Below are 12,028 nucleotides of genomic sequence, written 5' to 3' on the forward strand. Positions count from 1 at the left end.
AACGGAAAAACAACAGCCAGATCACAGCTTGCTCCGTAGTAACACCAAATGGTAATAATCCAAACATCATGAAGACATCAAATGAGCCTAACCCCCCTGGCACCATCGAGACGATCCCTAAGACCGAACCTGTAAAATACAACGCTAAAACTGCAGCGTAATTCGTATGTATTCCGAGTTGTTCACCGATGAAGAGGAAAAATAACGCTGCAAAACCCCATTCTAACAATGAAGCTAAGATCAAGACCAGTTCTCTTTTTAAAGTCAGATCCTTAAAGAAATCTCCCTGCTTGAATTTAGTCGTTAGAAACAGGAGCGGAAAATACGATCCACCACCGATCAGCCATGGCCAATAGCCCTTTAAATGTGGTCCCAGATCAAAGCCAAAGATCAAACCTAGCGAGACCCAACAGTATAGCGATAGACCTGCTAATAAAAATAGTGCGATCTTGGATAACGCATAGACGACCTGCTTTTTACTAGCATTTTTGTGATAAAAATCAGCCCGCAAAGCCGCACCTAAAAAGCCACCAAAACCAGCAATATTAGTCGCTGTATTAGTGATCCATCCACTGCGCAAGATGTACCACGGACTGTATTTATCCGGTAAAAATTTAACGATCGAAAAATCATACAACAGCATGGGACTGACTGCAATAATACCCGCACCAAGCATTAAAATAACGCTAAACAGTGATTGATCAGCGAGTCCTTGTTTTACTTGATACCAATCGACCTCGCGAAAGATCTTTCCGATCTCAAAAGTTACAAAGATCAATACTGAAAGGACAAAAATTAATTTCAGGATGGTTGCTCTTTTTTCAACGAAGCTTTTCACCTGTTGAAATGTTTGCTTCATTTTTGTAAAACCCCCTCGTAATTTATACTTTCTTAATTATACCATATGCCTCATTAAAAAAAGGCCACCCATAACAGAACAGATGTCATTACGTTAAGAGGACTTGTATCAAATTTCAATTTAGAAATTCGATACAAGCCCTCTTTTTTGACATCTATGATTTTAATGGAGATCATTATAGTGTAGAGGTGGGCATTGTGAATATGGCACAATTGAAGGACCTTTTTGAAGTTATAAACTCCAGTCTTCCTTTGGTCCTATCGGTACGATCCCCGATGGATTTAAGTCTAATTGTCCGCGATAATGATGAACTTTGATATGCTCAAAGTTGACGGCATCTGCTACCCCTGGTGTATTATACAATTGACGAACATAGCGCCATAGATTAGGATAAGCGCTCAAAAGTTTAAGGTTACATTTGTATAGACCATAAAAGACGACATCAAAGCGCACTAAGAAAGTAAAGAGCTTCCAGTCAGTCTCAACTGGAACATTCCCAAGCAAATACGCTTGATCTTCCAAGCGCTGTTCCAGATCATCTAGCATCGTAAACACTTGCGCAACTGCTTGCTCATATTCAGTCTGTGTTTTAGCATCTTTAGTCGCATTGACCTTAGCATAAAATGAATCACAATAAACATTTAATTCATCGATCTGGGCGCGTAAAGCCTTAGGATAATAATCAGTGTGATCTCCCGTCAGTTCATCAAAAGCTGACTCTAACATTCGCATGATATCCGCTGATTCATTGTTGACGATCTGACCGGTTTGTTTATCAAACAAGACCGGTACACTAGCGATCCCAGTATAATCAGGTTTAGCTTTTGCGTAAACTTCAGGCAACGACTTAGCGTTGAAGATCGGATCAGCGATCGTGCCTGGAAAATCACTAAATTGCCATCCATCAGTGCCTAAGACGGGATCAACAACTGACAAACTGATGTAGTCTTGCAATCCCTTGAGATCGCGCATCAATAACGCCCGACTTGCCCATGGACAACCATAAGAGACATACAGATGGTACCGACCTTTCTCAGCCTTAAAACCACCTTTGCCAGCTGGACCCGCTGATCCATCTGGTGTGATCCAATTGCGAAAACTTGGATCGACTTCAAGTTTTGTCCCTTCTTTTTGCAATTGTGCTAAACTCTTTTGGGTCCATTTACCCTTTACTAAAGTACCCATATTTTATCCTCTTTTCTACATTATTATATGCTCAAAATCAAACCTAAGACTTTAAGGGCGATATCATATGAGATCCACTTGCGTTCGTTCATAAAAAATGTCATCGCTTTATTATTCTCTGGGATCTCAGCTAACGAACGATACATCAATGTATTAAATGTTGTTACTGCTAAAATGATCACACCATAAAAAACTTGTGCCACTTCATTGTAGAAATTTTGCGAAACTAAACTTGTTACATACGGGAAAAATGATGAGAAAAAGAGTAAAAACATCGTATTCCACACGACTTTTGGTGAGATCTTCTTTATATCATGCCATCCTGTATGCATATTTACCCACATGCCCCCTATCCAAAAGAAAGATAGCGCATAAGCAAAAAAACTAGTCCTTAATTCCCATATACTTTCAACAGTAACTGGCGATGGCTTTTCAAGATCTAAAAACTAAGATCGTCATAATGATCGCGATCACGGCATCTGTAAATGCTACTAAACGTTCTTTTGACACGAACGTTCCTGCTTTTCAAAATATTATGATCTTAAAATGCATTATAGCATATATATTTCACAAAATACATCACAAAAAATACTTGCTAAATGTATAAAATCCTTACCCACTTATTTAAAGCTTCTCTATAGTGGGCGCCTAAACGTTCATTATTAGAACAATGAATACACAAAAAAAAGACGTACCTCCAAAATAAGAGATACGTCTTTTTGATCAGCTGAGAAACTCTTATTTAAGAGTAACTTTAGCGCCAACTTCTTCAAGTTTAGCTTGGATTTCTTCAGCTTCTTCTTTAGCAACGCCTTCTTTGATAACGGAAGGAGCGCCATCAACTAAGCCCTTAGCATCTTTCAAGCCAAGACCTGTGATATCCTTAACTGCTTTGATAACTTTAACTTTACCAGCACCTGGATCTGTTAATTCAACATCAAATTCGCTCTTTTCTTCTGCAGCGCCTGCAGCAGCACCTGCAGCTGCAACTGGAGCAGCAGCGGAAACACCGAATTCTTCTTCGATAGCTTTTACTAAGTCGTTTAATTCAAGAATGCTAGCTTCTTTTAAGTCAGCAATGATCTTTTCTGTATCTAAGGCCATTTTAAAATCCTCCATTTTATAGATAATAATTATATATTTTAATTAAGCGATCAGGATGCGCGCATTAAGCTGCATCTTCTTCTTTGCTGTCGGCAACTGCCTTGACAGCGTATGCGAAGTTGCGAACTGGTGCTTGCAATACAGAAAGCAACATAGAAAGCATGCCTTCGCGGTTTGGTAATTTTGCAAGAGCGTGGATCTCTTCCAAGGAAACGACCTTGCCTTCGATCATACCACCCTTGATCTCCAAAGCTTCATGATCTTCTGCGAATTTAGATAAGATACGAGCAGGAGCTGTAACATCTTCATCAGCAAAAGCAACAGCTGTAGGACCTGAGAATGTTTCATCAAGACCTTCGTAACCAGCCTTATCAGCAGCACGTTTCAAGTATGTGTTCTTGATAACACGCATTTCAACGCCAGCTTCACGTAATTCTTTACGTAAGTTAGTTACTTCCTCAACTGTTAGACCACGGTAGTCAACTACGACAACAGAACTTGCCTTTTCAAACTTTTCAACAACTTCTTCAACGATCGCAGCTTTTTTAGCGATAATTTCTTTACTCAATTGATTCACCTCCTAGTCATTGTGTCGAAGCTCTTTAAAATAAAAAAGCTCCATGTCCACCAAGACACAGAGAGAATAACCGTAACATTACTCCTCGGCAGGATATTAAGGCAAACGCCACCTGAGTCTTAGGTAGAATCATATATTGACCTTTAGTATATTATCACGCTATCAAATATACGTCAAGTGATTTTGCAAAATAAATTATATATTTATCTCTATATCTATAAAAAAGCCATGGTCAATGACCACGGCTTTAAGCAACAAACTTATTCTTATAATGAGTTTGTATCAAGTGTAACACTTGGTCCAAATGTTGATGCCAAAGAAACATGCTTGATGTATGTTCCCTTAACAGCAGCTGGACGCAATTTAGCGATCGTATCGTAAATTGCTTGGAAGTTGCCAACTAAAGCAGCTTCGTCAAATGATACTTTACCAACTGGCACGTGTACGTTACCGTCACGGTCTGTACGGTATGTTACTTGACCGCTCTTAGCGTCAGAAACAGCTTTAGCAACATCCATTGTAACTGTACCAGTCTTAGGGTTTGGCATTAAGCCTTTAGGTCCAAGTACACGACCTAAACGACCAACTTGTGCCATCATGTCTGGTGTTGCGATCGCAACGTCAAAGTCCAACCAACCATCTTGGATACGTGCAACTAAGTCATCGTCACCGACAACATCTGCACCTGCATCCTTAGCTTCTTGAGCTTTAGGACCTTTAGCAAAGACAACAACTGTTTGTTCTTTACCTGTACCGTTTGGTAAAACTAAAGCACCACGTAATTGTTGGTCTGCTTGTTTTGTATCTAAGTTTAAGTTAAATGCAACTTCAACTGTTGCGTCAAAGTTTGCAAAGTCGATTTCTTTAACCAAAGCAACTGCTTCGTTAGCTGTGTAAGCTTTGTCTGCTTCGACTTTTTTAGCAGCTTCTAAATATTTCTTGCTTTTCTTTTTAGCCATTAGTGAGTTCCTCCTTGCAAAATGTGGTCTATCGGATATACCTCCCACTTGACAGATCTGCTTTCACAGAAGTGTCCGTCTGAGAAGCATGGCCGTAGAAAATTAGTCTTCTACAACAAAGCCCATGCTTCGTGCAGTACCTTCAATCATGCGCATAGCAGCTTCTACGTCTGCAGCGTTTAGATCTTGCATTTTTGATTCAGCGATTTCCTTAACTTGTGCTTTTGTAACTGTAGCAACTTTGTTTGTGTTAGGTTCGCCGGAGCCTTTTTCTACACCAGCAGCTTTCTTAAGTAAAACTGCAGCAGGCGGTGTCTTTGTAATGAAGTCAAATGAACGATCTTCATAAACACTGATAACAACTGGGATGATCATACCAGCTTGGTCAGCTGTACGAGCGTTAAATTCTTTTGTGAATCCCATGATGTTGATACCTGCTTGACCTAAAGCAGGACCTACTGGTGGAGCTGGAGTTGCTTTACCAGCAGGAATTTGTAATTTAACAACGTTGATTACGTTTTTTGCCACGGGTCATTCCTCCTTATTCCGTGTGTGGTACGGATGGTCAGCATATTTGACCTCCCACTTCAATATGCTAAAAGCATACTTATAAAATATAACACGCTTTTTTTCAAAAAACAATATTTTGCCTGAAATTTTTTCTGAGCCAAGATCTATTTATCCGTAAATGCCTGTAAGGCTTGCTTACCAAATAAAAATTGGCCGATCATCTTATCAACTTGGCGATTTTCATGGAGACGTGAATGCGATGCCTTTTTATCTTTCACGATCACTTCATAATAGACTTGACGTGGTAACAAATAACGTAAACTCAAGACTGAATCTAACGAGACCGAGCCATCTGAAGCCGTCCCATTTTCCAGATCACCAGCAATATTCAAAAATTTCGTATCAGGTGAAATTATATAGCGATGCTTTTTGATCTTGCTAAACAGTGGTGCCATCGTAAGCGGTCCGTACTGCGTCAAGGGGCGATATTCGATCTCTTTACCATCCTTGCCAACTTCGGTATCGTTGAATGGTACACCTAAAGTCACGACTTTTTCCACATGGGGAACACGATCTGAGATCCCAAACTTGCTCAAAAAATTCAAGACGGTCACTCCCCCCATCGAATGAGCAATGATATTTATCTTTTCGATATCATAGTTATTTTTCAAATAATTCATCAAACGCCATAACCAGTCAGTTTGATGGATGATCGACATCCGATTTTTATCAAATAATACTTGGATAAATCCACCAGGGATACTAGGGTCACCCTTGATCTTTAAACGACCGTCAGCTTTCACTACGATCACCGTGCTTTTTTGTCCCCATCCATAGTGTTCAAACCGTTTGATCATCAGACCCGAAGACAACCGAGTCCCAGCATATCCATGAATAAATAATGTCGGGATCTGATTTTGTAGCGTCACTTCTCGTTTTTTACTCGGTTCTGCTAATTTATACCACTCAAGTGCCACTCCCAAAGCTAAGCCCCCAGTCGCTAGAACTGTTGTCTGGACCAATTTATTAGCATCTTTAAGCATATCGCATCCACCTCATTTGAAAAAAGACTACAGTATTACACTGTAGTCCTAGATCCTAAACTAAACGTTCAACTTGATCAAAGTTCAATTCAGCCATTGTTTCACGACCAAACATATCGATCATAACTTTGACTTTTGACTTTTCAGCATCGATCTCAGTGATCTTACCGATCATGCTTGCAAACGCACCATCGATGATCGTCACTGCATCGCCCACTTCAGCGTCAAAATCAGCTTGATGTTCACTACCTTGAAGTTGGTTCAAAATGTGATCGATCTCTTCATCAAGCAATGGAGCTGGCTTACTACCAGCACCGTGTGAACCAACAAATCCTGTTACACCCGGTGTATTACGCACAACATACCATGATTGATCAGTCATCACCATTTCAACTAACACATAACCTGGGAAAGTTTTTAAAGTTTCAACTTTTTCTTTACCGGTCTTAGTTGTTTCAACTTTTTCTTCTTCTGGAACGACTACGCGGAAAATGTAATCTTCCATCCCCATTGATTGTGCTCGTGATTCCAAGTTAGTTTTGACTTTATTTTCATAACCTGCGTATGTGTGTAATACATACCATTTCTTTTCAAATGATTCTGCCATATTTTTCTCCTTAATTACGCTTATCACTTAACTGCAAAATAAAAACCCCCGAATGCGTTCGAAGGCCCTGTCCTTACCTAATTGTAACAAAAAAGGACCGGTAATACCAGCCCTTTAAAAACTAGACTAACAAATTGATCACAGCTTGAGCTGCATAATCAACTAAACCAAAGAAGACTGCAAATGCTAACGACATGACTACTACTGTGGTCGTATCACGTCTTGTCTCCTTAGCTGTTAACCAAGTCGTATCCTTCATTGTTTTGATAACACTTTTAATGAATTTCATCTTATATTACGCCTCCATGAACTACTTGGTTTCACGATGGATCGTATGTTTGCCACAGTACTTGCAAAACTTTTTAACTTCTAAGCGTTCTGCACGGTTAACATTTTCAGTGATCGAATAGTTTCGTGAACCACATTCTGAGCAAGCAAGTGCCACTTTTTTCTTCGACATTCTTTTACTCCTTAGATCTTTATCATTATAACTCTATCAGTAAAGTAAGTTGCTGTCAATCAGTTGAAATACTTAAGATTTTCCTTTGTTGCATCTAAGACTTCAGCTAGTTCACCTTGAATGATCGTTCGATCGACTTCACCATCCTCACCTGAAGCACAAGTGACCAAAGTTATCATCTTTTTGCCCGGTTCATCATAGATATATTGAACTTCACTTTTATTAACAACTGTCTTTAGCGTTGTCGTATAAACGTAAACTTTTTTTTCATCAGTCACGTAGATCTTATCTCCAAGCTTGGCATCAGCTAGTGGACCAAAAAGCAATTTAGCGTCTTTCATATGGTGACCAGCTAAAGCATAATTACCTTCAGCCCCCATCTGTTCGCCTTGCTTCATCGTACCTGCGCCTCGTACAAGGTCTTCATTATTTAATCCCTCAAAGATCGGAAGTTTTAACCCAACACTTGGCATCGCGATTTTTCCGATCGCATTATTTTTAGCACTAGTAGCTGCACTGACGACCATTTGATTATCGACTGCCTTGATTTTTTTAAAATCAAAATTGGCTTTCTTTGAATTTTTCTGTGGCTCAACGACAGTCGTGCTGACCGCAGAAGTAGTCATGTGACTGACCAGCGCATTTTTGATCTGTTGGTTAAAGATCAAAGCTAATCCGACCACCAGCAAAACGACGATCAAACAATATTTTAAAACCTTTTTCATCTGTAACTAAACACCTCACTAAAAATTCAACTTGATATAAAATGGCGCAAATTCTTGTTTAGCTTTTTTCCCCGCCAATTCTTCTGTCGTACCGATAAAGATCTCTTGTCCATCTGCTAACAAAGGCGTGACATTTTCAGCAATTTGTTTTGCTGTTGTTTGTTTGACCTCATTAATTGCAGTCAAATCATATTCCAAAATGACCATGTATTGATAAGCATTTTTTCCTGGTAATAAGATCCCTAAAAGCCAAGCACTAGTGACCTCTGGGATCGCCTTTACGATACGTCTGATCACATTTTCTAGTGTCAGTGTCGCTTGTTCAGGCATCGTTTTTAGTTTAAAATCAGTCGCTTTTTTTTGCAAAGCTTGGACATAAAAAATATTGTCCGCTGGAATACTTACATTGCGTGTTGCTTCATCAACTAACAAGCCACTTGCAGCTAAATTTTTTAATTCTTGCGCTAAACGCTCTAAACCTAGTGCTACTGTACTCAATCCATCTGCGTTTAGTAGCTCAGTTGGTTCTGAAGTATACACTAAAAGTTCTTTTTTATCACCATTTATTTTTACTTTAGGATAACCATATTCCAAAAGAACATATAGCTTGACATTTCCTAAACAAGTGTAAAATCTTAATGCTTTGTTTTGATCTGTTACATCAGCTACAAAATCATCTAAGGCAGCTAAAAATTCTGTCGTTTTTTGCTCAGTCATCACTTTCACCACTTTCTTTTTTCATTTTGCGTGTCGCTTCGAGCACAAAATTTTCTGGTTGATTGAAGTACGGATAAAAGAAGAAATCAGAGACCTTTAATTCATCTATCGTAACTTCTTTTTGGATCGCTAATGAAAGCATGTGTAACGTACCAGCTTGATCTGACTCAGTTGCGATCTGAGCACCCAAGAGGCGATGCGTTTGTTTATGATACACTAAACGCAACTTTATTCTATTGTTTTCAAGCATGAACTTTGGTCTTTGCCAAGTTTCATAATCAACATACTCACATGGAATATCATACCGTTCAGCTTGAGTAACAGTTATCCCCGTCGAAAATAGATTCAAGCCAAAAACTTGGACCGCATTTGATGTCTGCGTTCCATTAGATGGAATAGTCTCACCTGCGATATTTTTAGCAGCTACATAGGCTCCACGCATCGCATCTGAGACAGAAAAGTTAACGACTAATTCTTTTAAAATATTCGAATATGAAGTTGAACAATCACCGACTGCATAAACATCAGGATCCGAGGTTTGTTGATATTCATTTACGATATAAGCTCCATTAGTGTACAACTCTAAATGAAATCGTCCCAGTAACGTATTTGGTAAAAAGCCCATCGTCAAAATGACCATATCCGTCAAATATTTGCCTTGATCAGTAATGATCTGGGCGATCTTGCCACCTTTACCGACATAACTTTGAACTTCTTCTGCCAAACAAAGGTCGATCCCTTTTTCACGCAAACGCTCTTCTACCAAATGACCAAACTGCTCATCATAATGGGCTGACATCAAATGGGGATTAGCATCATAGATCGTTACATGCTTACCACGTTTTTGGATCGCTTCGGCTACTTCAACACCGATGTAGCCTCCCCCAATGATCGCAACATTTTTCACATTACTTAGATCTAGGCGTTGATTGACTTCCAAGGCTTCGTTTAAGTTCTTGATCCGATATATGCCCCGAAGATCATTACCACTGATCCCCAAACTAACTTGCGAAGCTCCCGTTGCTAAAACTAGCTTATCATACTTTACACCCTGCAAACCTTGTTTATCTCTAAAGATCACCTTTTTATTTCTAAAATCGATCGATTCGACTTGCGCTTTAGTGTGTAGCGCTGCGATCTGTTCTCGTAACTCATCATTTTTAATGTAAAAAAAATTTCGATACGAGTTGACTTCATTCCCTAATAATAATGGAGTACCACAGCTGAGATACCCTAGGTCATCACTCTTATCGATCATTGTGATCTCAAAATTTTTTCCGCTATCTATCAAATTCCTAGCCACCGCTAAGCCAGCGTGGTTTGCTCCCACGATCACGATCTTTTCTGCCGACATTTTCTTTTTCCTTTCCAAATTACCTTCATCGCAATATACACGCCCATCAACTTTAAGATCTTCTTTGATCAACGAGCACTCTTTTATATTCTAATTATACTAAAATCACGATACGCTGACCACTAGATGGATCAAGAAATACCTTGCGCAACACATATTACAAGAAACTCTGTGAAGACAGCCTAAACCATTCTCACAGAGTTTCGCTAAAAATATTTACTCTTTACACCGTGGTCGGCAAAGTGCCTTAACTTTGTAGAAAAATTTTAAATATACAAAAAAGAAGAGCCTTATCGACTCTTCTTTTTTACCTTACTAGATCAGAAATCTTTTTCATCTTTCTTCTTTGTAAAGCCCATCAAACCTAACAAGCCAGCCATAATAGTTGCTCCGACAGCAGCTAGTGTATTTTCTTGCTTATCACCAGTTTGTGGTAATTCAGTTACCTTATCTTCAGCCTTAGGAGCTGGAGTTTCGTTGTTTACTGGTGTTGTCTTTGGTGCTTCTGGTTGTGGTACTTGTGGTTCTTCTGGTGTTTGTGGTTCTTCGATCACGTTATATACAACTGGTGTATCAACGCCTGGTTCACCAGGTGTCACGCTTCTTGTTTCAGGGATCATACCAGGGATATCTGGCACTTCTGTAACGATGACTTTCGTTGGGTCAGTTGGATCATTGTGATATTGAGGCGTTGGTACATTTGGAATTGGGTTTCCATTTGGATCAACTGGAATGATCTTACCGATCTTATTATAAGTTACCGTTGTTTCAAGGTCGCGTTGTTGTGTTGCTTCACCTGGGACCATTGCTCGATCTGCATAGTACCCTTCGATCACAGGAACTTTGACAGTTGCATAGTTAGCGATATCAGAGTTCCATGGTTGACCTGGATTCAAGACCTCACCTGTGACCTTATCAACGATCAATGTCCGTGTCCATGTAGATGTTTGCACATCATCATCACGTAACTTATTACCGTCACCATCAACGAAGTGAACAGTTGAGGTATATTGTTTCGTGTAATCGTCTTTAGCAGGCCATTTTGGACCGTTTGGATCCTCTGGGTTGATAGGTGTACCTGGTTCATGTGGGTTGTTTGGCCCAACAGGTTCTGTACCATGGTCTAGCTTAACGACAAAGACTTGTTCTTCACCATCGTTGTCATCATAGACTGGTGTGCCTGCATTTGTAAAGCCATCTTCAACTAATACATAACCCTTCTTGACCAATTCATCGATCCGAGGTGTCGTTGAGTAGTCGATCTTAGAACCAGCTTTACCTGTTACCGTATCAGACTCGATCGTCTTGCCTGTCTTAGTATCAACATAGATGATCTTAGCTGTTTGATCGTGTTTTTCAGGTGTTACTGGTACATACTTAACTGGTGTGTCTTCACCTGGTTTGTCTGGTGTCACACTTGGTACCTCTGGACGATATCCTGGGATCTCTGGCACTGGAGTCGTACCACCCTTGCTTGGGTCTGTTGGATCGTTTGGATATTGTGGGTTTGGTACGTTTGGAATCGGGTTGCCATCTGGATCGACTGGAACAACTTTACCTAACTTAGCGTACGTAAATGTTGCCGTCATATCGCCCTTGCCAAACTTACCTGTTGTGTTTGAAGTTTCCTTCAAGTAGTAACCGTCGATCACCTTGGCATCGCCTGTTACGTCATATTCAGATCCTTCTTCGTAATCTGTACCCTTGGTTACTGAAGGGACTAATTCGTTACCTTCTTCATCAACAAATTTTTCGACCAAGCTGTACTTAGCAATTGGGGTGTAGATAACTGGTGTATCTTCACCTGGCTTGTCTGGTGTCACACTTGGTACCTCTGGACGATATCCTGGGATCTCTGGCACTGGAGTCGTACCACCCTTGCTTGGGTCTGTTGGATCGTTTGGATATTGTGGGTTTGGTACGTTTGG

At 39.9% G+C, this 12,028-nt stretch carries 16 protein-coding genes and 1 other annotated feature; all 16 genes read right to left on the bottom strand.

All coding sequences use genetic code 11. From position 1 onward, the window contains the following. Positions 1 to 859: lysylphosphatidylglycerol synthase domain-containing protein (locus Q9Q35_RS09305; RefSeq protein ID WP_304653112.1), on the bottom strand; the 859-nt coding region annotated here is incomplete at its 3' end. A gap of 231 nt (positions 860 to 1,090) precedes the next feature. Next, the gene (locus Q9Q35_RS09310) at positions 1,091 to 2,044 is read right to left on the bottom strand and encodes a glutathione S-transferase family protein (RefSeq protein WP_304653113.1); all 954 of its coding nucleotides are present in this window, start codon (positions 2,042 to 2,044) and stop codon (positions 1,091 to 1,093) included. A 23-nt stretch (positions 2,045 to 2,067) separates the two neighbouring features. After that, complete coding sequence (locus Q9Q35_RS09315) at positions 2,068 to 2,448, bottom strand: TMEM175 family protein (protein ID WP_304653120.1); 381 nt, start codon at positions 2,446 to 2,448, stop codon at positions 2,068 to 2,070. A gap of 28 nt (positions 2,449 to 2,476) precedes the next feature. Further along, positions 2,477 to 2,554, bottom strand: coding sequence for a TMEM175 family protein (locus Q9Q35_RS12000; RefSeq protein WP_370648896.1), 78 nt, complete (start codon positions 2,552 to 2,554; stop codon positions 2,477 to 2,479). Between the two features lie 228 nt (positions 2,555 to 2,782). Continuing rightward, positions 2,783 to 3,148 carry a 50S ribosomal protein L7/L12 gene (gene rplL, locus Q9Q35_RS09320; RefSeq protein WP_004051402.1) on the bottom strand — a complete coding sequence of 122 codons (366 nt, stop codon included), beginning with the start codon at positions 3,146 to 3,148 and terminating at the stop codon, positions 2,783 to 2,785. Positions 3,149 to 3,212: 64 nt separating this feature from the next. Then, positions 3,213 to 3,716 (bottom strand): 50S ribosomal protein L10, encoded by a 504-nt coding sequence (rplJ, locus tag Q9Q35_RS09325; RefSeq protein ID WP_056958288.1) that lies wholly within the window; start codon positions 3,714 to 3,716, stop codon positions 3,213 to 3,215. Positions 3,717 to 3,748: 32 nt separating this feature from the next. Continuing rightward, positions 3,749 to 3,867, bottom strand: a sequence feature (ribosomal protein L10 leader region). 124 nt (positions 3,868 to 3,991) lie between these two features. Further along, complete coding sequence (gene rplA, locus Q9Q35_RS09330; protein WP_004051393.1) at positions 3,992 to 4,684, bottom strand: 50S ribosomal protein L1; 693 nt, start codon at positions 4,682 to 4,684, stop codon at positions 3,992 to 3,994. Between the two features lie 102 nt (positions 4,685 to 4,786). Next, positions 4,787 to 5,212, bottom strand: a complete 426-nt coding sequence (rplK, locus tag Q9Q35_RS09335) for a 50S ribosomal protein L11 (RefSeq protein WP_004051392.1) — start codon at positions 5,210 to 5,212, stop codon at positions 4,787 to 4,789. Positions 5,213 to 5,358: 146 nt separating this feature from the next. Further along, entirely contained in the window at positions 5,359 to 6,237 is an 879-nt protein-coding gene (locus tag Q9Q35_RS09340) for an alpha/beta fold hydrolase (protein WP_304653114.1), read from the bottom strand. A 55-nt stretch (positions 6,238 to 6,292) separates the two neighbouring features. Next, positions 6,293 to 6,844, bottom strand: a complete 552-nt coding sequence (nusG, locus tag Q9Q35_RS09345; RefSeq protein ID WP_304653115.1) for a transcription termination/antitermination protein NusG — start codon at positions 6,842 to 6,844, stop codon at positions 6,293 to 6,295. 121 nt (positions 6,845 to 6,965) lie between these two features. Next, positions 6,966 to 7,133: a preprotein translocase subunit SecE gene (gene secE / locus Q9Q35_RS09350; RefSeq protein WP_004051387.1), complete on the bottom strand. Its 168-nt coding sequence runs from the start codon at positions 7,131 to 7,133 to the stop codon at positions 6,966 to 6,968. Between the two features lie 21 nt (positions 7,134 to 7,154). After that, entirely contained in the window at positions 7,155 to 7,304 is a 150-nt protein-coding gene (rpmG, locus tag Q9Q35_RS09355) for a 50S ribosomal protein L33 (protein ID WP_005918839.1), read from the bottom strand. Positions 7,305 to 7,363: 59 nt separating this feature from the next. Then, entirely contained in the window at positions 7,364 to 8,029 is a 666-nt protein-coding gene (locus Q9Q35_RS09360) for a class A sortase (protein WP_304653116.1), read from the bottom strand. 18 nt (positions 8,030 to 8,047) lie between these two features. Then, entirely contained in the window at positions 8,048 to 8,746 is a 699-nt protein-coding gene (locus Q9Q35_RS09365) for an enhanced serine sensitivity protein SseB C-terminal domain-containing protein (RefSeq protein WP_304653117.1), read from the bottom strand. Continuing rightward, entirely contained in the window at positions 8,739 to 10,172 is a 1,434-nt protein-coding gene (locus tag Q9Q35_RS09370; RefSeq protein WP_304653118.1) for an FAD-dependent oxidoreductase, read from the bottom strand. The genes Q9Q35_RS09365 and Q9Q35_RS09370 overlap by 8 nt, the downstream gene beginning before the upstream one ends. Positions 10,173 to 10,420: 248 nt before the next feature. Further along, a partial coding sequence (locus Q9Q35_RS09375; RefSeq protein WP_304653119.1) for a MucBP domain-containing protein occupies positions 10,421 to 12,028 on the bottom strand: 1,608 nt, incomplete at its 5' end.

Origin of the sequence: uncultured Ligilactobacillus sp. (assembly GCF_948826705.1) — a bacterium.
Taxonomy (GTDB): Bacteria; Bacillota; Bacilli; order Lactobacillales; family Lactobacillaceae; genus Ligilactobacillus.